This is a genomic window from Metabacillus niabensis (genome assembly GCF_902829255.1).
Classification (GTDB): domain Bacteria; phylum Bacillota; class Bacilli; order Bacillales; family Bacillaceae; genus Metabacillus; species Metabacillus niabensis.
This window is the reverse complement of record NZ_CADEPK010000314.1, coordinates 1-23,543: the sequence shown is the minus strand read 5'-3', so window position 1 is coordinate 23,543 and position 23,543 is coordinate 1. Positions and strand designations below refer to the sequence as shown.

Below are 23,543 nucleotides of genomic sequence, written 5' to 3'. Positions count from 1 at the left end.
CATTTCGATTGGTATCCGGTCATTTACCGTTAACCCATACCCTTCTAAACCTGCAATTTTTCTTGGATTATTTGTTAATAAATTCATTTTTTCGATTCCAAGATCTTTTAGTATTTGCGCACCAATTCCATAATCCCGAAGATCTGAAGGAAAGCCTAGTTTTTCGTTAGCTTCAACTGTATCATACCCTTGCTCTTGAAGCTTATATGCCCTCATTTTATTTAATAATCCGATACCTCGACCCTCTTGTCTCATGTATAAAAGGACACCTTTTCCAGCCTTTTCAATTTGCGCCAATGCTGCATGTAATTGCGGTCCACAATCACAGCGATAAGAGCCGAAAACATCTCCTGTTAAACATTCAGAATGTACCCGAACTAATACAGGTTCTTCACTATTTATTTCGCCTTTTATTAAGGCAACATGTTCCTTCTGATCAAGTAAATTTGAATAACCGATTGCCTTAAAGACTCCATATTCTGTCGGAAGGTCAATTTCAATTTCTCTTTTCACTAGCTTTTCACTTTGATTACGGTATTGAATTAAGTCTTTTATTGTAATGATTTTTACTTGAAGTTGTTTAGCTAGTTCTAATAAATCTGGAACTCTTGCCATTGTTCCGTCTTCTTTTATAATTTCACAGATAACTCCACCTGGTTTCGCACCACATAAAATTGATAAATCAACAGCTGCCTCAGTATGTCCTGCTCTTCTTAAAACCCCACCTTCCCTTGCGACTAATGGAAAGGTATGACCTGGGCGTTTAAAATCTGAAGCCTTTGTATCTTCATCTAAAAGGGCTCTAACTGTATCAGCACGTTCAAATGCGCTTATTCCCGTTTTATTTGTTTTATAATCAACGCTAACAGTAAATGCTGTACCGTGTGGGTCTGTATTATGTGATACCATCGGAAACAAATCTAATTTATTAGCCTGTTTTTCTGTAATAGGTACACAAACTAATCCACGTCCATGTTTAATCATAAAATTAATAGCCTCTGGAGTGATACGATCCGCTAAAGCGACAAAGTCTCCCTCGTTTTCCCGATCTTCATCATCAATAACGATCACAACTTTTCCTTCTTTTAAATCCGCTAATGCTTCTTCTATTTTATGAAACATTTTTGAATGGCCCCTTTCTAAACCTTACTAGGCTCTTCCTGAACTTGTCTATTTCCGCTTTAGATGTGCGCTGTGCTGTTCGGGAGCCTTCTTATCGTCTCGTGCCTTCTATCCAATCAACAATGTACCAAAAATCAGCACTTCTTTTACAATAGTTAAAATCTAAAATATTAATAAAAGCCATTTTCTTTTAAAAAGGATAGATTCAATGTGGAGCTTTTCGTTACTTCTTGTTGATTAATAAATTTTTTAAGATATTTCCCAATCATATCACATTCAATATTCACAATATCTCCAACATTTTTTAGTCCAAGAATTGTATCTGATAAAGTATGGGGAATAATCGAAACAGTTACTTTATCCTTTTCTAATCCAAATATCGTTAAGCTAATTCCATCGATAGTAATTGATCCTTTATATATTAATGTGTCAGTTAGTTGCTCATCTACTTCTAGTTCAAAATAAACCGCATTTGAAACACGTTGCTTTTTAACAATTTTTCCAACTCCATCAACATGTCCAGAAACAAAATGACCACCAAAGCGACCATTAGCAGACATCGCTCGTTCCAAATTAACTCTTGAACCATTTTTCAGCATAGATAATGAAGTATGTTTGACAGTTTCAGGCATTACATCTACGGCAAAAGAATCTGCATGAAATTCGGTTACTGTTAAACAGACTCCGTTTACTGCAATGCTGTCTCCAATCGACATATCTTCGATGATCTTGTTTGCGCCAATTGTAAAAATAATGGCATCCTTAGTTCCTTGTACATTTTTTATTGTACCAATTTCTTCAATAATTCCTGTGAACATTATGCGCCCTCCTTCCTTCTATTATTCATCCTGCTCGAAGCCTATAAAAAAAGCCCAAAGTCATAGACTAAGGGCTTTTAATGAGAAATTGATATTTGAGTAAGTCAAATAAGAGTATTTTCTATCTATTTTTCAAAAACAGATAATAAATACACCGCAAAGGTTCGCGCAATTCTTCTCCCATCCAGACTTTAACTGTCGGCTCTAGATTCACACTAGATCAACCGTTAATTAAATTAATTAACGGGTCACGGGCTAAGAAGTTATTTAAATACTTCATCACCGTCGGTAGGGACTTTCACCCTGCCCCGAAGAATGTAAAACGAAATAATATTAAATTGGTTTGAAGGATCTAATGTTTATTTTAGCGATATTAAATGAAAGATGCAAATTTAAAGAAATAAAAAACTGCGTAATAACAAACGCAGTTTTTGTATCAGCATTTTTATTCTTCGTAAACTTTAACTTCTTTCATTACATCATTTGGCTTAATTTTATACACTGCATCAAGATTTTCAATGACTTTTCCAAATACAGTATGAACACCGTTTAAATGTGGTTGTGGCTCATGTACGATAAAGAACTGACTTCCACCAGTATCCTTACCAGCATGTGCCATTGATAATGATCCAGCTTCATGCTTATGTGGGTTACCTTCTGTTTCACATTTAATCGTGTATCCTGGACCACCAGTTCCAGTCCCATGTGGACAACCACCTTGTGCAACAAAACCAGGGATAACTCGGTGGAATGTTAAACCGTTGTAAAAGCCTTCATTTGCTAATTTTTCAAAATTTGCTACAGTACCAGGTGCCTCATTTGGAAACAATTCAAAGACAATTTTATCTCCATTTTCCATCGTAATTTGTGCTTTTTTCATATGTATGAAACCTCCAATAAGTTTAATCCGTCTATTTAGACATAAACACTTTTCTATTCTACTATAATCAATGAATAAACAGCAAACTGGAAACATGTTTTCTGTTACTTTTTTAACGATTATAGAAATGAAAAAGAATAAATCAAAATGAAGAAAACAGCAAAAATACTATTGACATCTTTTAAAAAACTCTATAATAGATGATGTTAATGAATTTTTGTTTAAAAATCAGGGAGGTTTTACCTTTGAAGAAAATAATGTTTAGTCTTTTCACCTTATGCCTATTTGCTTTTCCATCCATTAGCTTTGCAGACGCAGTTGTTGGCGAGGTTATTGTAACACTAGGTGAAGACTTAACTGAACAGCAAAAGCAAACGATACTTAAAGAAATGAATGCAACGGAAGAAAATAATCAAATCATATATGTAACAAATGAAGAGGAACATCAATATTTAGGGAACTACATTTCAAAAGCAACAATCGGATCAAAAGCACTTTCTTCATCAAGTATTACAATTGAAAAATCGGGTTCTGGCCTTGAGGTCAAAACAAAAAATATTGATTGGGTAACAGATGAAATGTATTTAAATGCATTAATGACGGCAGGAGTAAAAGATGCGACGATATATGTGACAGCACCATTTGAAGTTTCAGGAACTGCTGCATTAACAGGATTAATTAAAGCCTATGAAGTATCCTCTGATAAAGCTATCTCTGAGGATGTTAAACAGGTTGCAAATGAAGAATTAGTAACAACAGCAAAACTAGGTGATGAAGTAGGGACAGAAAACGCCTCAGCTCTAATGGCCAAAATCAAGGATGATATCGCAAAAAACGGTGTTCCTGAAACAGAAGCTGAACTAAGAACATTAATAGAGGATTCAGCAAAAGAATTGGGAATTACCTTAACAGAAGAAGATATTAACAATCTTATTAATCTATTTAACAAAATGAAAGATTTAAATATCAATTGGGATCAAGTTGGTCAACAGCTAGAAAAGGCGAAAGATAAAATATCAAACTTCTTAAATTCTGAGGAAGGACAATCTTTCCTTCAAAAACTAAAAGAATTTTTCATTGCTCTTTGGAATGCGATTGTTTCATTTTTTACTGGCAATGAGCAATCTGCAAGTGCACATATTATTAATAATATGAACAACCACCAAATATCGGCAGATGCAAAAATTTCATGAGATAAACAAGGCAGATAGCATACCATATGTTATCTGCTTTTTAATTAAAATTCGGTTAATAACTTCCTCCAGTGTCAAGGTGTGTAAAGGCAGTTCGATACATATCACAATTTTTATATAAAAAACTGACTCTGTAGATGAAAAAACACTACAAGAATCAGTTCAAAAATTAATTATTTAAATTTATCACTATTTTTGGGTTATCTTTGTTTTTAATGGCAAATCATTTACAATTAAGTCCTCAAAGCTTTCTCTTTTGACAACAAGCTGTGCTTCTCCATTTTCGACGAATACAACTGCAGGGCGAGGAATTCTATTGTAATTATTCGCCATTGAGTACCCGTACGCACCAGTACAAAAAACAGCAAGAATATCCTCTGCTTTAACTTCAGGAAGTGGTAAATCCCAAATTAACATATCACCACTTTCACAGCATTTACCAGCTATTGATACTTCTTTATCATGTTTTTCTGTAACTCTGTTTGCTAAAACAGCCTCATATTTAGCTTGATATAATGCAGGACGAATATTATCACTCATTCCTCCATCAATTGCAACATATTCTCTTATATTTGGAACAGTTTTCTTAGAGCCGACAGTATAAAGCGTGGTTCCCGCATCCCCAACAAGTGATCGACCAGGCTCAATCCAAATTTCCGGCATATTTATTCCCATTTCATTTACATGCTTTTTCACAGCCTCTACGATTTGCTCAACATAATAGGTTGCTGGGAGCGGCTCATCATCCTCCGTATAGCGGATTCCGAAACCACCACCTAGATTAACAACTTCAGGTATAAATGAGTAGCTCTCTTTCCATTCTTTAATTTTCTCAAATACTCTTTCGGCCGCAAGAACAAAACCGGCTGTATCAAAAATTTGTGAACCAATATGACAGTGAATGCCTAATAAATGAATTCCTTCAATGTTTAAAATTGTTTCAATTGCTTGCTCAATTTGTCCATTTAATAAACCAAAACCAAATTTAGAATCTTCTTGACCTGTTGTAATATAATCATGAGTATGTGCTTCTACCCCAGGTGTTACACGTAATAATACCGGGATTTTCCGTTTATATTGTGTCGACAATCCTTTTAATAGCTCTATTTCATAAAAGTTATCGACAACGATACAACCAACTTCATGATCTAGTGCCATTTTAAGTTCGTGATAGCTTTTATTATTACCGTGAAGATGAATTCTTGATGATGGAAAGCCAGAAGCAATTGCTGTATATAATTCTCCGCCTGAAACAACATCTAGCGATAACCCTTCTTCAGCAACTAGTTGAAACATTGCAATTGATGAGAATGCCTTACTCGCATATGCTACCTGTGCTCGAACTCCCATCTTTTCAAAAGCTTGCTTAAAGCTTCTTGCTCGTTCCCGAATAAGCGCAACATCGTAAATATAAAGAGGTGTCCCGTAATCTTTTGCTAAAGTTACCGTATCGACTCCACCTATTTCTAAATGTCCATGTTCATTAATTTCACTTGTACCATGTAAGAACAACTGTATCCCCTCTTTCAATATACCTAGGTGTGAATAAATATATAATTAGTATAAAAATAAAAAGACAGTTAACACGAGTGATATTAACTGCCTGTTACTTTTTAAATTATCAGATATTAAATTACACATACAATATCATAAATAAGTTGTTCTTTCAATGATGCAACTTCCTAACTAGGTTGTTTTTTTACATTTTGAGGGTGGACAATACTTGGTCTTAATTTCGCACCTGGTACTGTAGTTCGGATAATGATTTCCCACATCGCTCTTGCATTAAAAGGAAGAAACGGCCATAAATATGGAGTGTTCAATGAACGTATGCTTGCAAGAAGTATAATAAATAATGTACACCCAACAACAAATCCTTCTAATTTGAATATTGCTACAGCAATTAGTAACACTAACCTTACCATTTTATTTGCTACACCCAATTCATAGCTAGGAGTTGCAAATGTGCCAATTCCAGCTACAGCCACATACAGAATCACCTCTGGTACAAATAAACCTACATCTATCGCAATTTGCCCTATTAATGCTGCAGCAATTAATCCCATTGCAGTAGATAATGCCGTAGGGGTATGAATTGCCGCCATTCTTAAAAACTCAAGACCAAAATCTGCAAGAAAAATTTGTAAAACCATTGGAATATTTGATTTTTCGGTTGGTCCAATATAATTTATTTCTTTAGGTAATAACGAAGGCTCTAATACATATAAAAACCAAAGTGGTAAAAGAAAAATAGATGCGAAAATCCCTAAAAATCTTACCCACCGTAAAAATGTTCCTACAGAAGGTGCTTGACGATATTCTTCTGCATGTTGTACATGATGGAAGAACGTAGTTGGTGTGATAATGACACTTGGGGACGTATCAACGATAATAATAACATGACCTTCTAATAAATGATTCGCTGCGACGTCTGGTCTCTCTGTATATCTTACTAATGGATACGGGTTGTATCCTTGTTTTATAATAAATTCTTCAATCGTTTTATCTGCCATCGTAATTCCGTCAATATCAATCGCCTTTAACTCTTTTTTAACCTTATCAACTAATCCAGGATCTGCCACATCCTCTATATATGCTAGGCAAACATCTGTCTTTGAACGCTCTCCGATCTTTAACATATTGTATCTTAATCGTTCATCCCGAATTCTCCGTCTAATCAACCCTGTGTTTACAATAATGTTTTCAACAAAACCATCTCTTGCTCCGCGCACAATTTTTTCAACATCCGGTTCTTCTGGCTGTCGACCAGGGTAACTACGGACATCTACTACAAAGCCAGTATCCATACCATCTATTAAAAAGACGATAAGACCTGATAATACTTGGTCGACCGCTTCGTCCAAAGTATTTACTGGCTTTACAGATTGGTTAACAATACGGTTTTCAAGTATTTCCTTAAATTTTGATTGATCAACTTCATTATCATTTATTGCCGTAAGGTTCTTTAAGATTTGGGTAATATAGCTTGTATCACAAAGTCCATTTAAATAATATAAATCAACTCTAATATCAAGAATCGTAAGCTTTCGTACTCCTAAATCAAAACTAGTATTCAATCCTACTCGTTCAGTGAAAAATTTTTCGTTGTCAGAAAGCTTATCGTATATCGGAATCTTTTCATCCTTTTTTGGCATGAAACCCACTCCTTTCCAATATCAATTCGACAGCCTTTAAAGTAATGGGACATCCATTTTTAACATGATCCTTACGTGCCATTTTTCCAATATCACCGATTCCAACGATTATGGGGACATTTAATTCATCAAGACAATAAACAGTGTCTCCATTTAATCTCCCAATTTCATGCTCTTTTAAGCCACTTTTATCAACACCATATTCTGTTAATTCACCAAATCGATCAATACATACATCTACCCTCGTCCATTCAGTTTGATGTGATTTTGATGCAACCGCAATAATACCAAGAACTTCAATATCTTGATGATTTGCAACATATTTAAGAGCTGTTTCTCCAGCTCCCTCTCCTAACATGCCACAATCATCAAACATGACGAAAACAGGATCATTTTTAGCCTGGAGGATGAGCTGAACGATTTCTGCTCCTGTTAATGTAGTAGGATTCCCTTGTGTTCGAGATATCACTCTACCACCAACTTCAGCCGCTATATATTCAATTGTTCGTGCAGCATATTCATCTCCATCTGTAATGAGAATGACCTGTCTTTTTGTCAAGATTTCATCATCCCTTCGGTTTAAAAATTAACGCCATTATAAAAGCAAATAGTATAGCTGCAGAAATCCCTGCCGAAGTTAGTTCAAAAATCCCGATTCCAATTCCAACAAATCCATGCTCCTTAGCCTGATGCATTGCACCATGTAAAAGAGAATGACCGAAGCTAGTTATTGGCACCGTCGCTCCTGCACCAGCAAAATCAATTAGCTTATCATATAAACCAAATCCATCTAAAACAGCACCTAAAGTTACAAAAATCGCCATTACATGTGCCGGCGTTAGCTTAAAAATATCTAATAATAATTGTCCTACTATGCATATCGCACCGCCAACTACAAAAGCCAATATATACTCCATTAGCTATCACCCCTATCGCTTCTCTCAAAAACGACGCCATGCGCAATTGTAGGTATCGTTTCCTTCTGTTGAATCATAACCGGACTTAATAATGCACCTGTTGCAACTACAAATACTCGATTTAAATTCCCACGTTTTAGTTCATCAAATATATATCCATACGTTACAACTGCAGAGCATGCACAACCACTGCCACCAGCAAAAACTTTTTGATCTGGACGATAAACCATTAACCCACAGTCATTATGCTTCTCATAGACATCATATCCTTCATCCTTTAACATATCCTTTAAGATAGGGCTACCTATTCCCGACAAATCACCAGTCAATATTAAATCATAGTCATCTGGCGTCCTATTTAAATCCTTAAAATGTTGAGCTATTGTCTCTCCTGCAGCTGGCGCCATAGCCGTTCCCATATCAAATGCATTTTTTATTCCAAGATCAGCGACCCTTCCAATCGTTGCAGACGTAATCCGAATGTCACTTTTTTCTTGATTAATTAATACTGCCCCAGAACCTGTTACAGTATAGGTTGCAGTATCAGGTTTTTGACCACCATATTCGGTCGGATAACGAAATTGCCTCTCAGCGGTTGCATTGTGACTGCTCGTTGCCGCAATCGCATTTTTAGCAAAACCACCATCAACAAGTGCTGAACCAATTGCTAACGTTTCCATTGATGTTGAGCAGGCACCGAACATACATAAAAATGGGATATTAGCATGTCTAGCAACATAATTAGCAGTTACATTTTGATTTAATAAATCACCAGCTAATAATATATCAATATCTTCTGTTGTCTTATTTGCTTTTTTTAAACATTCATCTATTGCCTGTTGCATCAATTTTCGTTCGGCTAATTCCCAACTATCCTCGCCACAATGAAGTTCATCATATTTCACATCAAAATATTGACCAAGTGGCCCTTCTGCTTCCTTAGGTCCAACAGCTGTCCCACTAGAGTGAACATATAATGGATTTTCAAATTGCCATGTTTGTTTCCCTTTTAATTTCATTAATTCCACCCCTTTTTTAGAATGCTAATCCATAAAAATAGCGGATTATCCCAACAATATAAGCTGCCACAACACCAAAAACGATGACACTTCCAGCTAATTTAAACATGTTTGTAGCAATCCCCAACACAATTCCTTCACTTCTATGTTCTATAGCAGCACTTGTCATTGAATTTGCAAAGCCCGTAATCGGTACAGCAGAACCAGCTCCTGCAAATTGCCCTAGCTTGTCATACACTCCAACCCCAGTTAAAATCGCAGATATTAGAATTAATGTGCCTGCTGTTGGGTTACCAGCATCCTTTTCAGAAAAATTAAACACATGAATATAAAAATTTTGAACTACTTGTCCAAAAGTACAAATTAACCCTCCAATAATAAAAGCTTTTATACAATTGATTAGATATCGTGGCTTAGGCTGATAATTTTTGACCTGGTTTTTATAATCCTCTTTTAGCTTGGTTTTTCCCATTTTCATTACCTCCAATTAATGATTAACAAAATAGATCCAATGAAAAAGCGATCCAACTATTTTCCCTAAAACAATTGCCATTAATAATATGAGAATTTTATCTCCTAAACCTACACGCTTTGCTAATATCGGGAAAACATTAAGTACTTCAGTTAAAGCTGCAGCAAGCATTCCGATAAAAACACCACTAAAAAGACCGATTGGAATGAGCCAAAGTTCTGACAGAGAGAATACTGTATTACGTAAGCTTATCCAACCCACTACGACTGTACCTAATATAATTGCCATTTCATAGGCTTGAATAAAGTGATACGTTTTCGTAAGCTGTGTTAACCTCGGGATAATTCCAAGCACTGCCAGAAAGGCAACATAACCAGAACCGACAACAAGACCTCCAGATAATCCAATAATGATTAAGAGAATCGCGTTAACGATCATCAATGTCGTTTAAATTCTCCTTGTTCTCATTCATGGCTACATATTGATCTAGATCAAGCTGATAATTAAAAATTTCAACTTCTAGAGGGCTTGGTTCTTCATTAATTCGCTTCTTAAACAGATGATTAAAAAATAATATCATCCCTAATCCTAATCCAAATGAGTATGGTATTTGTAATAACAAGGGCTGCGGATTTTCATCTCCAGTTACGATTCGATAAATCCGCTGATGTACTTGTTGCATACTTACATCTTCATGGAAATTCATAATTGCTAGCCCTGCACCTATAAACAATAAAACCCATACAAGAAAAAATAATAGTGGAGATAGCTTCTTTTTTTCATAAACAACTTCAATAATTGTTTGAGCTGCACCGATTGTTTGCACATCTAAGTTTGGATTAAATTTATGTATTTCCTTTAAAACATGCATAACATCGATGACAACCATGCTCTTATCTTTAGGTTGGATTTGATGGATTTTAATACTCCTCAGTCTTTCTCTTAATTCCTTATTAGCTACTATAAGCGCAAGCTTTCCAATTGTTATAACTTCATTTGGCTGGACCTGTATTCGGTGGCGGAGTCTTACATAAACCGTTTTTTCCATCAACATTCACTTCCTACTAGTTAATTTTGCTCAAGTAACGGTTTGTAAAGAAGCTTGTTAGAGAATAAAGATAAATAAACAATTTTGATGGATTATTTCAACAATGTTAATTCCGAATTTTTTTCATGCAGATGTCGTTTTACTAAACATCATTAGAGCTTTTATTTGTATATAAACAAACATTTTACTCATTAGATGGACATAATATTTGTAAATGCCAATTAACTGTTGTATAGGTAGTATGCATTTGAGATTTTTTAATCATTCAAGTTTTGGGAGACCAATAATTACCATGAAACGAGCGAACGCTGAAGTAAGATGTCCATAACACTTTTTACAGTTCAATTTTTCATGAATAAAACGATGTAAACGCAAAAAGGCGACACTTATCTCGAGATAAGTGTCACCCTTTTTAACTACTATTGATTCATTTTATCTTTCATCTGTTTTAAGATCTTTTTTTCTAGCCGGGAAACCTGAACTTGCGATATTCCTAGCCTTTCAGCAACCTCTGATTGTGTTTGATCTTTATAGTACCTTAAATAAACAATTAGCCTTTCCCTCTCATCAAGGTCCTGTATGGCATCTTTAAGTACAATTTTATCAAACCATTTCGTTTCAGTATGGTCAGCTATTTGGTCTAGTAATGTAATTGGATCTCCATCATTTTCATATACTGTTTCGTGAATGGATGATGGTGCTCTTACAGCTTCTTGAGCGAGGACCACATCTTCGGGAGAAATGTCTAGGTAGTTTGCGATCTCAGCTACAGTGGGCACCTTTCCCATTGTTTTCGAAAGTTCATCACGAGCCCGTCTAATTTTATTTCCTAGTTCTTTTAATGAGCGGCTTACCTTCACTGTCCCATCATCACGGATAAATCGTTGAATTTCTCCGATAATCATCGGAACAGCGTATGTCGAAAAGCGCACATCATATGATAAATCAAACTTATCTACTGATTTTAATAAACCAATACTTCCGATTTGAAATAAATCATCAGGTTCATAGCCTCGATTTAAAAAACGTTGAACAACAGACCATACGAGTCTCATGTTCTTTTGGATAATTAAATCACGGGCCTCTTGATCCCCTTCTTGACTGCGACGAATTAATTCCTTGACTTCGTGGTCCTTTAACTGCGCCTTTGAATTCTCGTTCTTGACCTCCACATCCATAGCAAGTCTCCCTTTAATTGCATAACGCTTTACTTTTGGTTAAATGTTTTGTCAATCTAATTGTAGTACCTCTTGACTCTAAAGATTCAATTTGAATTTCATCCATAAAGTTTTCCATAATTGTAAATCCCATCCCTGAACGTTCTAGTTCGGGCTTCGTCGTATAAAGCGGTTGTCTCGCCTCATCAATGTCTAGGATTCCTATCCCTTCATCACGAATGGTTAAATGGACAACACCATCCTCGAGCGTAACCGAAATATACACAATACCATTCGGATCATTTTCATATCCATGGATGATTGCATTAGTAACTGCCTCAGAAACAACCGTTTTTATTTCAGTCAATTCATCCATCGTTGGGTCTAATTGTGCAATAAATGCCGCAACCGTTACCCTTGCAAAGGATTCATTCTGACTCAATGCTGAAAACTGGAGGTTCATCTCATTTTTCATGATGCCACCCCCAATGTTTGCAATGCTTTCACTTCATCTTCTTCTAAACGGATAATTTTAAATAATCCTGACATATCAAATAATCGCTTGACTGAAGGAGAAATTGCACAAACAACCATTTCACCTTCTGAGGCTTTTATTTGCTTATATCTTCCTAAAATAACCCCTAAACCAGAACTGTCCATAAATGTTAAATTTTCTAAATTCAACACAATATGTTTAATTTGATTTGTCGAAATTTTATCAGTTACTTTTTCGCGCAACTCTTCGGCTGCATGATGATCCAATTCACCCGAGAGTCGAATACACAGTACAGTTTCTTTCACATCAAGTTCAATCTGTAGACTCAAGGTTTTACCCCTCCTTAAATTCTGGATAAAGAGTCATTCTTGATTGAAACTTTAATTTCCTGCATGATGACAAAACTAGTGCCAATTCGTCAACATTAGCTAGACTTCGTAAAATCTCCCATTACACGTTTAAACATTTGCCACCAGCTCGCTTCTGAAATATCCTTTTCTGCTACTAACTTACTTTCTGTAATAACTTTGCCTTCTTTTTTAAGCTGTAATGTACCAAGTTCATCGCCTTTTTTAATTGGCGCCTGAACATCCTTTTTCATCATAATTTCTTGAGTAACATCATCAACAGTTTCACCTTTTTTGGTTAGGACAGAAATAGGTTCAGACGTTTGTAAGTTTGCTTCTTTTTCTGAACCTTTGCTCACTTTTAGTTTTGCTAGTGATTGGTCCTTTTTAAAAAGTGGATGTGTTTGATATTGGCTAAATGCATAATCCAGCATTTTTGTTACTTGAGAATTCCGTTCTTTAGGTGTGTCTGCACCAAACACAACTGCAATGACACGCATATTCCCTTTTTTAGCAGTAGCAGTCAGACAATATTTTGCTTCATTTGTAAATCCGGTTTTTACCCCATCAACACCCGGATAAAATTTTACGAGTCGATTTGTATTAACAAGCCAGAATTTTTTATCAGTTCCTTCACGTAAATAATCTTCATATTTCCCTGTAAACTTAGTAATTTCCTCATATTTTAATAATTCCTTTGCCATTAACGCCATATCATGTGCGGAGCTATAATGACCTTCTTCTGGTAAGCCTGTTGGGTTTTTAAAGTGAGTATTTTTCAAGCCTAATTCTTTTACTTTTTTGTTCATCATATTTACAAATTCATCCGTTGAACCTGCAATTTTCTCTGCCATCGCTACTGATGCATCATTACCTGAACCAATCGCAATTCCTTTTAGCATCTGCTCAACTGACATTTCTTCTCCAGGTTCGAGAAATATTTGTGATCCTCCCATTGAAGCTGCGTATTCACTAGTACGAACCATTTCATCCATTTTAATTTGACCTTTTTCGAGCGCTTCCATAATTAATAACATAGTCATAATTTTTGTCATACTCGCTGGAGGAAGCTTTTCATCACTATTTTTATCGTATAAAATCATCCCTGTATCGCGTTCAATCAAAACAGCTGACTTCGCTTTATCTGCAAGTTCGACAGTAGTAGATTCTTTGGCAAATGCCATTGGTGTTCCAGCAATAAACATAGCTACAAGCGTTAAACATGATAGTATCCGTTTCATCTCATAAGCCCTCCATTCTTTATACAACCATTTTTTCCATTCAGTGGAAAAATATACTAGCAATATAAATAATTTAAGGTCCGTTTTTTCTTTTCTTCTACATTTTCAACTATTACTAAAACGAAAAATATTATAAACAAAGTGCTCACTCCTTTTGGCAAAATAAAAACCACGACATAACTGATGTCGTGGTTTTTATCGTTATTCAATTGTTGCATAAATCAATTTTGGCGGTTTTACTTCTGATGCAGTTATTTTTATACTCTCATAAAGCTTTTCCCTTACTTCATCAATCTTTTCTGTATTGCTATGGATTGTGACAAGTGATTCACCTTTTGTCACTTTGTCACCGATTTTTTTATTCAACACTAATCCAACAGCTAGATCAATCTTCGATTCTTTTGTTGCACGACCCGCTCCTAAAAGCATCGCTGCAGTTCCAACCGCATCTGCGACAATTTCGGAAATATAACCATCATGCTGTGCCTCGAGTTCAAACATATATTTTGCCTGAGGCAATCTATCTTGATCGTCGACAACCGTCGGGTCTCCACCTTGTGCTTCTAAAAATACTTTTAAAGTCTCAATCGCTTTTCCATTTTCGATTACCGTTTTTAACTTTAAGCGAGCTTCTTCTAATGATACAGCTTTTTCTGCAAGAAGTACCATATAGCTGCCAAGAGTTAAACATAATTCCTCTAAATCCTTTGGGCCTTTTCCACGAAGGGTGTCAATTGCTTCTTTAACTTCTAATGCATTTCCAATTGCATATCCTAACGGTTGACTCATATCTGAAATAATAGCCATTGTACGGCGGCCGACGATATTCCCAATATCGACCATTGCTTTTGCAAGTGTTTTCGAATCTTCAATATCCTTCATGAAGGCACCTGCTCCTGTTTTAACATCCAAAACAATTGCATCAGCACCGGCAGCTATTTTTTTACTCATAATTGAACTAGCAATAAGCGGTATGCTATTGACAGTTGCGGTTACATCGCGGAGTGCATATAATTTTTTATCCGCTGGTGTTAAATTTCCACTTTGACCGATAACTGCTAGTTTATTTTTATTTACTAATTCAATGAATTGCTTTGAATCGATTTCAACATGAAAACCTGGTATTGACTCAAGCTTATCAATCGTTCCACCTGTATGGCCTAATCCTCTTCCAGACATTTTCGCTACTGGCACACCGACTGCTGCAACAAGAGGAGCTAATACAAGTGTCGTCGTATCTCCTACTCCTCCTGTACTATGCTTATCAACCTTGATACCTTCAATTTCACTTAAGTCGATTGTATCACCAGATGCAGCCATTGCCATCGTCAGTTCTGCCCGCTCTGCATCAGTCATCCCCTGGAAATAGATGGCCATAGTTAGTGCACTTATTTGATAATCAGGGATATCGCCATTCGTATAACCGTTAATGATATGGTGAATTTCTTCCTTTGTTAATTCTTTTCCATCTCGTTTCTTTTCAATTAAATCGACCATCCTCATTTCGATATCACACCTTTACAGATATTTTTTTTAGCGAATTCTTTCAATAATTGTTTTTACTAACTTTAAAAAGTTTTCGCGTACTTTTTCAGTTGTTTCCATTACTTCATCATGTGATAAAGGTTGATTTAAAATACCTGCAGCCATATTCGAAATACATGAAATACCCAACACCTTCAATCCAGCATGTTTAGCTACAATTACCTCTGGAACAGTTGACATTCCGACAGCATCTCCGCCAATGATACGAAGTGCACGCACTTCTGCTGGAGTTTCATAGGATGGACCCGTATTTCCTATATATACACCTTCTTGTAATTTTATATTTAGTTCATTTGCAACTTTTTTCGCTATATTTCTTAGCACTGTATCATAACTTTCAGACATATCTGGAAAACGTGGACCTAATTCTCCTTCATTTGGGCCTATTAATGGGTTTGTTCCCATATTATTAATGTGATCGGTGATCAACATTAAATCTCCAGCTTCAAAAGACTCATTTATTCCGCCAGCTGCATTTGTCACGATTAATGTTTGAACTCCTAATTCCTTCATTACTCGAACTGGATATGTAACCTCTTTTAGACTATATCCCTCATAAAAATGAAATCTTCCTTGCATTGCAACAACATTTGCTCCATTTAATTTACCAATAACAAGTTGACCGGCATGTCCTTCAACAGTAGAAATTGGGAAATTAGGAATATCTTCATATGGAATTTTAATTGGTGATTCTATTTCATCAGCTAAAATTCCTAATCCTGAGCCTAAGATTAATCCTATACTTGGTGGGACATTAATCGTTTCTTTTATATAATCTACAGCTTCTTTTATTTTTTCGTACGTCACCTTAAATCTCCTCCGATTTCAAATCTGATAAAAAGCTTGTTCCATATGCAGGCATTTTCACTTTGAAGTTTTCTGCAACTGTTGCTCCAATATCAGCAAATGTTTCTCTTATTGGCAGCTCTCTCCCACCCTTCATTTTCGGGCTATAAACAAGCAATGGTACATATTCTCTAGTATGATCGGTTCCGTGATGTACAGGGTCATTACCATGGTCGGCAGTTATGATTAACAAGTCGTCATCTGTTAAATGATCTAATACTTCCGTTAATCTACTATCATATTCTTCAAGCGCCTTTCCATATCCTTCTGGGTCACGTCGATGACCGTATAAAGCATCAAAATCAACTAAATTTAAAAAGCTAATGCCTCTAAAGTCCATAGTAACAGTCTCAAATAACTTATCCATACCGTCCATATTCGATTTTGTCCGTAATGACTTCGTTATACCTTCACCGTCAAAAATATCAGATATTTTCCCAATCGCTATAACATCAAAACCACTGTCCTTTAATTCATTCATAACTGTGCGATCAAATGGCTTTAACGCATAATCGTGACGATTAGCGGTTCGTGAGAAATTTCCTGGTTGCCCGATAAATGGTCGAGCAATAATTCTACCAACCATATATTTTTCATCAAGTGTTAGCTCTCGAGCGATTTCACAAATTTTATATAGCTCTTCAATCGGAACAATCTCCTCATGAGCAGCAATTTGTAAAACTGAATCAGCAGAGGTATAAACAATTAACGCACCTGTTTCCATATGCTCTTCGCCAAGTTCAACTAAAATTTCTGTTCCTGAAGCTGGTTTATTTCCAATGATTTTCCTTCCTGTCTTTTCCTCTAATTGATTAATTAACTCTGGAGGAAATCCTTCAGGGAAAACTCTAAATGGTTTTTCTATATTCAAGCCCATTATTTCCCAGTGACCAGTCATTGTATCTTTACCATTTGAAGCTTCCTTCATTTTCGTATAATACGCTAATGGTTTTTCTTGAATTGGAACACCTTTTATTTCTCTAATATTGCTTAATCCTAACTTTGCCATATTAGGCATATTTAGTCCGCCCATATGTTCAGCAATATGACCTAATGTATCCGAACCTAAATCATTAAATTTCTCTGCATCCGGTGCTTCACCAATTCCTACTGAATCCATGACAATTATAAAAATTCGTTTATATGTATCCATATTCATATAGCAACCTCCTCCATTTACTTCTTATTTTACTTTCCCTATTTTCACCTAAGACCATTCATTTCGATAACAATTAGAACTTGTCAGAAGTCTGACAACTATGAATGTAATCATTATACCCTCCTTATATTACCATTGACAATATAAATTAACAGCTCTTTAAATGAGTTCATTTATATAAATAGCAAAAAAGCTAACCACCTATTATTTCCTAGGCAGTTAGCTTTATCAAAGCACAGATACTTTTTGTCATTCTAATTCGTATTAAGCTCTTGGATGGAATTGTTTATAAACATCTTTTAATCTAGTTTTCGTAACATGTGTATATATTTGAGTTGTTGATATATCTGCATGACCGAGCATTTCCTGTACTGCTCGTAAATCTGCTCCATTTTCAAGTAAATGGGTAGCAAATGAATGCCTTAATGTATGTGGTGTTAGTTCTTTATTAATATTTGCCTCTAAAGCAATCTTCTTTAAATTTTTCCAAAATCCTTGTCTAGATATGCGCTTACCATGATGATTGACAAATAAAGCTTCCGTTGGATTTTTTCCATCGATTAGCTTTGAACGACCCTTTTCTAAATACTGTATCAATACATCTGTTGCGGTGTGACCAATCGGAACAATTCTTTCTTTGTTTCCTTTCCCGTAGCAACGGATAAAGCCCATAGTTAAATGAACATCTGTTAAATTTAAATTGATCATCTCACTGACTCGTATTCCTGTTGCATATAATAGTTCAAGCATTGCCTTATCTCTATACCCTAAAGGAGAGGTCAGTTTAGGTGTTTCTAATAATGTTTCTACTTCTTGAAGAGATAGAATTTTAGGCAAAGTCCTTTCTAATTGTGGTGATTCAATTAAAACTGATGGATCTTGCTCAGCCTGTTTTTCTCTTAGTAGAAATTGATGGAACGATCTAATCGAGGCTATGTGTCTCGCTATCGTTTTACTTGATTTTCCTGTTTCTTTTAACGACTTTAAAAATTGAATAATATGTAATCGTGTAACATGATTAAACGACTCTATTTGTTGAATTTCTGATAAATGCTTTTGATAGCTCTTTAAATCTCTTTCATAAGAAACAATTGTATTTTGTGACAATCCTCTCTCTACTATTAAATAATGAATAAAATCTTTAATTTGATCCTTCAATACAAACTACTCCCCATTGTCATAAAAAAACATTAATCGATTTAACCAATTTTCTTCCTCGTTATTTACCATATTCGTTACTTTTAATGCAGCACCTTCTGGCTGGTCGTAACGATGCATTTCTTGATACTCTAAGTTCACCCAAATGATAGCATAATAGAATAAAATCGTAAATCCAGTAAACAAGATAAATACTTTTAACATATCTCTAGCCGTTCTTAACCAACGAATCATATAGAACCCCCATTTGCGTACATTTTCTTAATCAATGGTATAATAGGTAAGAAGGATCAAATTTCATAATAGGTTAATCGTAGTAATATTAGAAGATATGCCAAAAAGGACAAACTTTATACATTGATTTTATATAAATTCCTATTAATTTTTTATTTTTCTCATTTCCATCTATTCTAAAACTTATGAAAAAACAAAAAGCCTAACTTAGCATGTTAGACTTGGTTATTTCTCATTATTTGATTGTTTCTCTTGACAGTTTGCGCAAATCCCATGAAATGTTAAACGGTGATCTTTAATTTTAAACTTCCAATCACGCTCAACAATTTCTTCTACATCACCTAATAAGTCTTCTACGATTTCTGTAACAGATCCACATTCCATGCAGACTAAGTGATGATGAAAATGCTCTGCCCCTTCCTTACGAAGGTCATATCTTGAGACTCCATCACCAAAGTTTATTTTATCGACTACTTTTAATTCGGTTAATAACTCTAATGTTCGATATACAGTAGCTAAGCCAATTTCAGGTGCCTTTTCTTTGACGAGAAGATAAACATCTTCAGCACTTAAATGGTCTTCTTCATTTTCTAATAATACTCGAACAGTTGCTTCACGCTGAGGTGTAAGCTTATAGCTTGCAGAGTGCAACTGTTTCTTTATTCGATCAATGCGGGTTTCCATAACTACTCTTCCTCCCTCGCCACGTTCCCAAAACTATTATATATCATATGAGAGGAAAGTGTCCAACTAAAATGATTATAATCTAATAAAAATAATCAATATTAAATTATAATTATTATTATTTACTAACAATTTCAACGACATTCTGCATTAAAAACGGTGACGCATATGCTTCAAATCCAGAGGCAACCATCGCAAGTACCCCTATAAAAAGGAAAATCGTAACATATCTTAAAAATAACGAAAAAGGGGATTCTACATTACTTGTTCTTTTAACAAATAATTGCTTTATAATTTTTAATGTGAACGAAATTGCCACTGAACACATGATTATGAAGGCAGGTATTAGCAAGATATTTTGCGGTAAGACCGAGATAAAGGATAATAAAAAACCTTTTAATCCTAATTGATTGACTAAAAACCCTACTGTAAATCCAACAACCATTCCTTTAATAAAGAGCATGACAAGAATAACAGGTACCCCAATAATTGAAATTCCAAGTATCCACATAAGTCCAAGATATTTTATATTATGAAAAAAACTTTGCTGAAACATCTCAGCTGAGCTTGCAATTTTCCCTTCAGCAACCTGTCCAAAAAATCGATTCAAGTAGTAATATAAGTCTTCTTTTTGACTTAAATTCATACTATTTACAATAATCGCTCCGAATATAACACCCATTAAAAACAATACAAATACAAACAAATAGATAGATGACTGTTCCTTAAAATGCTGCTTAATAATGACACTGATTGGTTGTTGTCGTCGCATGTTTAGTTCCTCCCGAAATTCACTTACTAGAGTATATGAGAGGATATCCATTCTATGCCTACTAATCAATGTTTCCATTCAAAAAATTACTAGAGTTCTTTTTTAACTAAGGTATTAATTAGCTTTTATAAAAGATAAGAAGGTAATAGGCTTTCTAAATCCCTGTTACCTTCCCATATGTTCCACCTCCTCCTGCTGTCACTTGCAGTCTACCTTCTCGAGCTGCAATTATATAGGTTGCGATTTTTTCTGGAACTGTCTTTTTGAGCTCCTCCTCTGATACTTCATGTAAGATTTTCATTTCTGTCCCATACAAGTCTTTCAACTTCTCCAATGTTTTTGGACCAACGCCCGGAATGAATTGGAGAGGAACTTGGTGAATATATGGAGGACGCTGTCGATTATTCTTGATGTCATCTGCTAACTCAGCAATTCGTTTTGACACCCCTTTAACAAATCGATTACTGCCACACACTTCACAAATTTCCTGACCCTTTGCACCACATTTTTCACACGTTGTCTCATAGTATTTACCTAAATAAGGGTTTAAGCCATAATTTACTTCTATCCCTCTTCCCTTTTCATTGGCTAAAGCCATTTTTAGCTCAAGGAAATTCGGATTATCGAGAGATATTTTTTGATACTCACGAGCAATTTTCGGTAGCGAATGAGCATCTGAATTCGTTAAAAAGGTGTATCGGTGTAACTCAGTTAAATTGTCAGCCATACTCGTATCTGAGCTTAATCCAAGCTCAACCGCATCGATTAATTTGCCATCAAACACTTCTGTTAATGAACGGATTACTCCACTTCCGTATAAGCTTTTATGTGGCGTAAAAATATGTGCAGGAATGAATAAACCACCGAGGTCTTTAACAAACCTCTGCAATACTTTTCCTTCCTCATAAATGCGTTGTGAGCTTAATGTTATATTAGTTAAGCGAGTAGATAACCACTTTGAGAATTCCTGCATTCTTTGTAATGATGGCATAAAAGCTAAAACATGGATCGGACCTTTACACGCATGGTCGTAGATTTCTAATTCACTACCTAAAATAAGTGTTGTATGCTGGAAGCGAATCCCCCCGTCTTCTAGCTCGATACATTCACCATTATCAATAAGCTGCTTCAATGTCAACATAACCTCAGGTACATGACAATCAATCACACCTACAATATCAATCCCTTTATGATCACTTGCCTCTATTAGGATGTTTTCTAATGTGAGTGTTCTCGAAGCTGTTATTTTTACGGGCTTCCCCGAAGATGTTTGTCCAATATGTATGTGTAAATCGGCAAAGTAACTATTCATGCTGTTCTCACTCCTAAGGCTTGACTGCTCGAGTTTATTCTTTTAATGCTTGTTTAAGTTGTAAGTATTGCACTGCAAATGCAGTCTTTGCATCATAAATTTGTTGATTTTGAACCATTTCCATCGCTTCTTCTAATGTGACCTCTTTTACATCTAAAAATTCATCCTCATCTAATTGTGCCAATTCCTTCAATTTCACTAATTTTTCAGTAATAAATAAATGAACTAGCTCATCTGCAAAACCAGGTGATGTGTAAAACGAAATAAGTGGACGTAAATCAGTACATGTATAGCCGGTTTCTTCTTCTAATTCTCTTTTAGCAGTAACCTCTGGCTTTTCACCTTTTTCTAGTTTTCCAGCTGGAATTTCTACAATCGTTCTACCGAGTGGTTTACGAAATTGTTCAACCATAACGATTTTATTCTCGGGTGTTATCGCAATAACAGCTACAGCACCAGGGTGTTTTACGATTTCCCGTGTACTTTTATTTCCATTTGGCAATTGTACCTCTTCTACATACAAATCGATTACTCTTCCTTTAAAAATCTCTTTTGAGGAAATCGTCTTTTCTATTAAATGCTCCATACTGTCAGCTCCTGTTCTATTAGCTATTGTTTCTTCATACATTCTACCATATCTTATGGAAAGGAATGGGTGAAGCTTGAAAATCTACCGAATGGAAGACCGAATCATTCTCACTGGAAAAGCATGGGAGATTCGTGCAAAATTAAAGGAATATTCCGAGGTCTATTCTCGTGTTCAAGAGTGGATTCAAGATGAAAAATCTGTAAAATCAACGTTTACTCCTAAACTGTATAAATAAATCTTTAATGTTGCTTTTTCCTATTATATGTACTAACCTCAACATGAAGGTAGCTATTAGAACTAAATTTAGCTTGTAATAAAATATGAGGAATACCTTTACTAAATCAAAGTCTCGCTTTATAAGGAGTGTTGAGCAATGAAAAAAAGACAACTCGGCCAATCTGACTTATATGTTAGTGAAATAGGTTTAGGCTGCATGTCATTAGGAACTGAGGAAAATCATGCGATTTCAATTATTGACAAAGCGCTCGAACAAGGAATTAATTATTTTGACACTGCTGATTTATATGATCGTGGCGTGAATGAAGAGCTTGTAGGTAAAGCGATAAAGCATCGAAGACATGATTTAATTTTAGCAACAAAGGTAGGAAACCGCTGGCGTGAGGATTATTCAGGATGGGATTGGGATCCATCTAAAACTTATATTAAAGAAGCTGTCAAACAAAGCTTAAAACGACTCCAAACAGATTATATTGACTTATACCAGCTCCATGGTGGAACAATTGAGGATCAAATTGATGAAACGATTGAAGCATTTGAGGAATTAAAGAAAGAGGGAGTCATTCGTTACTATGGCATTTCTTCTATACGTCCAAATGTTATTAAGGAATATTTAACAAAATCTAGCATTGTCTCAATTATGATGCAATATAGCTTACTAGACCGTAGACCTGAAGAATGGCTTCCACTCATTAAAGAGCATAATGTCAGCGTTATTGCACGTGGTCCACTCGCTAAAGGTTTATTAACAGACAAACCTTTAGATTTAAAACTTCAAACTAATGGCTATCTTTCCTATTCTAACGATGAATTAAAAGCATTATTAACAGAGCTTGAGAATGTTGATTCCTCACATTCAATGACCGAACTCGCCCTGCAATATTGCCTCTATCATGATGTTATAGGTGCCGTTATTCCAGGTGCGAGCAAATTACAGCAAGTAATCGAAAATACATCGGCCGTTTTATCTGATCCGCTAACTCGTCAGACATATGAATTACTTCAAAAGCTAACAAAAAAAGATACATATAACCAACATCGTTAACTAAAATGCTGTTACGAAAGCAAGCGGTCAACCGAATGCTTTGTAGCAGCATTTTTTTGAGATAAATTTTCTAAACGTTTTTCTTTTATTTAAAGTC

27 protein-coding genes and 1 riboswitch are annotated in these 23,543 nt (G+C 35.4%); of the genes, 3 read left to right on the top strand and 24 right to left on the bottom strand.

The window, feature by feature from the left end:
• From HU235_RS18110 to HU235_RS18100, 3 genes are all read right to left on the bottom strand, one after another.
• The coding region (locus HU235_RS18110) for a bifunctional 3,4-dihydroxy-2-butanone-4-phosphate synthase/GTP cyclohydrolase II (RefSeq protein ID WP_174881117.1) at positions 1-1,122 on the bottom strand (1,122 nt) is incomplete at its 3' end.
• Positions 1,123-1,292: 170 nt separating this feature from the next.
• Entirely contained in the window at positions 1,293-1,940 is a 648-nt protein-coding gene (gene ribE / locus HU235_RS18105) for a riboflavin synthase (RefSeq protein WP_145583442.1), read from the bottom strand.
• A 168-nt stretch (positions 1,941-2,108) separates the two neighbouring features.
• A riboswitch (FMN riboswitch) is annotated at positions 2,109-2,260 on the bottom strand.
• A gap of 125 nt (positions 2,261-2,385) precedes the next feature.
• The gene (locus tag HU235_RS18100; protein ID WP_095301073.1) at positions 2,386-2,820 is read right to left on the bottom strand and encodes a peptidylprolyl isomerase; all 435 of its coding nucleotides are present in this window, start codon (positions 2,818-2,820) and stop codon (positions 2,386-2,388) included.
• A 245-nt stretch (positions 2,821-3,065) separates the two neighbouring features.
• Between HU235_RS18100 and HU235_RS18095 the strand changes: the two genes are divergently transcribed.
• Entirely contained in the window at positions 3,066-4,013 is a 948-nt protein-coding gene (locus HU235_RS18095) for a DUF1002 domain-containing protein (RefSeq protein WP_370877241.1), read from the top strand.
• A 189-nt stretch (positions 4,014-4,202) separates the two neighbouring features.
• Here HU235_RS18095 and lysA read toward each other — a convergent pair whose 3' ends face one another.
• The 21 genes from lysA to HU235_RS17990 form a co-directional block, all read right to left on the bottom strand.
• The gene (gene lysA / locus HU235_RS18090; RefSeq protein ID WP_095301072.1) at positions 4,203-5,525 is read right to left on the bottom strand and encodes a diaminopimelate decarboxylase; all 1,323 of its coding nucleotides are present in this window, start codon (positions 5,523-5,525) and stop codon (positions 4,203-4,205) included.
• 170 nt (positions 5,526-5,695) lie between these two features.
• On the bottom strand, positions 5,696-7,168 hold the full coding sequence (locus HU235_RS18085; protein WP_095301071.1) for a spore germination protein: 1,473 nt from the start codon (positions 7,166-7,168) through the stop codon (positions 5,696-5,698).
• A complete protein-coding gene (locus HU235_RS18080; RefSeq protein ID WP_145583446.1) occupies positions 7,152-7,727 on the bottom strand; it encodes a stage V sporulation protein SpoVABEA in 576 nt (191 codons plus the stop codon). The genes HU235_RS18085 and HU235_RS18080 overlap by 17 nt, the downstream gene beginning before the upstream one ends.
• A 7-nt stretch (positions 7,728-7,734) precedes the next feature.
• A complete protein-coding gene (gene spoVAE / locus HU235_RS18075; RefSeq protein ID WP_095301069.1) occupies positions 7,735-8,085 on the bottom strand; it encodes a stage V sporulation protein AE in 351 nt (116 codons plus the stop codon).
• A complete protein-coding gene (spoVAD, locus tag HU235_RS18070) occupies positions 8,085-9,104 on the bottom strand; it encodes a stage V sporulation protein AD (protein ID WP_095301068.1) in 1,020 nt (339 codons plus the stop codon). The genes spoVAE and spoVAD overlap by 1 nt, the downstream gene beginning before the upstream one ends.
• Positions 9,105-9,120: 16 nt before the next feature.
• Complete coding sequence (gene spoVAC / locus HU235_RS18065) at positions 9,121-9,576, bottom strand: stage V sporulation protein AC (protein WP_095301067.1); 456 nt, start codon at positions 9,574-9,576, stop codon at positions 9,121-9,123.
• Positions 9,577-9,591: 15 nt separating this feature from the next.
• Entirely contained in the window at positions 9,592-10,014 is a 423-nt protein-coding gene (locus tag HU235_RS18060) for a stage V sporulation protein AB (protein WP_095301066.1), read from the bottom strand.
• Entirely contained in the window at positions 10,004-10,624 is a 621-nt protein-coding gene (locus HU235_RS18055) for a stage V sporulation protein AA (RefSeq protein WP_233452268.1), read from the bottom strand. Before HU235_RS18055 ends, HU235_RS18060 begins: the two co-directional genes overlap by 11 nt.
• 419 nt (positions 10,625-11,043) lie before the next feature.
• On the bottom strand, positions 11,044-11,802 hold the full coding sequence (gene sigF / locus HU235_RS18050; protein ID WP_145583450.1) for an RNA polymerase sporulation sigma factor SigF: 759 nt from the start codon (positions 11,800-11,802) through the stop codon (positions 11,044-11,046).
• Between the two features lie 13 nt (positions 11,803-11,815).
• Complete coding sequence (gene spoIIAB / locus HU235_RS18045) at positions 11,816-12,256, bottom strand: anti-sigma F factor (RefSeq protein ID WP_095301063.1); 441 nt, start codon at positions 12,254-12,256, stop codon at positions 11,816-11,818.
• A complete protein-coding gene (gene spoIIAA / locus HU235_RS18040; RefSeq protein ID WP_095301062.1) occupies positions 12,253-12,606 on the bottom strand; it encodes an anti-sigma F factor antagonist in 354 nt (117 codons plus the stop codon). Before spoIIAA ends, spoIIAB begins: the two co-directional genes overlap by 4 nt.
• A gap of 95 nt (positions 12,607-12,701) precedes the next feature.
• Positions 12,702-13,865: a D-alanyl-D-alanine carboxypeptidase family protein gene (locus HU235_RS18035; RefSeq protein ID WP_095301061.1), complete on the bottom strand. Its 1,164-nt coding sequence runs from the start codon at positions 13,863-13,865 to the stop codon at positions 12,702-12,704.
• 201 nt (positions 13,866-14,066) lie between these two features.
• Positions 14,067-15,368: a pyrimidine-nucleoside phosphorylase gene (locus tag HU235_RS18030; RefSeq protein WP_174881115.1), complete on the bottom strand. Its 1,302-nt coding sequence runs from the start codon at positions 15,366-15,368 to the stop codon at positions 14,067-14,069.
• 30 nt (positions 15,369-15,398) lie between these two features.
• Positions 15,399-16,217 carry a purine-nucleoside phosphorylase gene (locus HU235_RS18025; protein WP_145583454.1) on the bottom strand — a complete coding sequence of 273 codons (819 nt, stop codon included), beginning with the start codon at positions 16,215-16,217 and terminating at the stop codon, positions 15,399-15,401.
• A 1-nt stretch (position 16,218) separates the two neighbouring features.
• Entirely contained in the window at positions 16,219-17,409 is a 1,191-nt protein-coding gene (gene deoB / locus HU235_RS18020) for a phosphopentomutase (RefSeq protein WP_174881118.1), read from the bottom strand.
• Between the two features lie 270 nt (positions 17,410-17,679).
• Complete coding sequence (gene xerD / locus HU235_RS18015; protein WP_095302958.1) at positions 17,680-18,573, bottom strand: site-specific tyrosine recombinase XerD; 894 nt, start codon at positions 18,571-18,573, stop codon at positions 17,680-17,682.
• A gap of 6 nt (positions 18,574-18,579) precedes the next feature.
• Positions 18,580-18,807, bottom strand: a complete 228-nt coding sequence (locus HU235_RS18010) for a YqzK family protein (RefSeq protein ID WP_095302957.1) — start codon at positions 18,805-18,807, stop codon at positions 18,580-18,582.
• 225 nt (positions 18,808-19,032) lie between these two features.
• Entirely contained in the window at positions 19,033-19,491 is a 459-nt protein-coding gene (gene fur, locus HU235_RS18005) for a ferric iron uptake transcriptional regulator (protein ID WP_095302956.1), read from the bottom strand.
• Between the two features lie 118 nt (positions 19,492-19,609).
• A complete protein-coding gene (gene spoIIM / locus HU235_RS18000; RefSeq protein ID WP_095302955.1) occupies positions 19,610-20,263 on the bottom strand; it encodes a stage II sporulation protein M in 654 nt (217 codons plus the stop codon).
• Positions 20,264-20,417: 154 nt separating this feature from the next.
• The gene (locus HU235_RS17995) at positions 20,418-21,575 is read right to left on the bottom strand and encodes an endonuclease Q family protein (RefSeq protein ID WP_174881114.1); all 1,158 of its coding nucleotides are present in this window, start codon (positions 21,573-21,575) and stop codon (positions 20,418-20,420) included.
• Between the two features lie 34 nt (positions 21,576-21,609).
• The gene (locus HU235_RS17990; protein WP_174881113.1) at positions 21,610-22,161 is read right to left on the bottom strand and encodes an NUDIX hydrolase; all 552 of its coding nucleotides are present in this window, start codon (positions 22,159-22,161) and stop codon (positions 21,610-21,612) included.
• Between the two features lie 91 nt (positions 22,162-22,252).
• On the opposite strand from HU235_RS17990, the gene mciZ reads away from it, so the two are divergent.
• Positions 22,253-22,399, top strand: coding sequence for a Z-ring formation inhibitor MciZ (mciZ, locus tag HU235_RS17985; protein WP_370877246.1), 147 nt, complete (start codon positions 22,253-22,255; stop codon positions 22,397-22,399).
• Positions 22,400-22,537: 138 nt separating this feature from the next.
• Positions 22,538-23,446 (top strand): aldo/keto reductase, encoded by a 909-nt coding sequence (locus HU235_RS17980; protein ID WP_174881111.1) that lies wholly within the window; start codon positions 22,538-22,540, stop codon positions 23,444-23,446.
• The last annotated feature ends 97 nt before the right edge of the window (positions 23,447-23,543 follow it).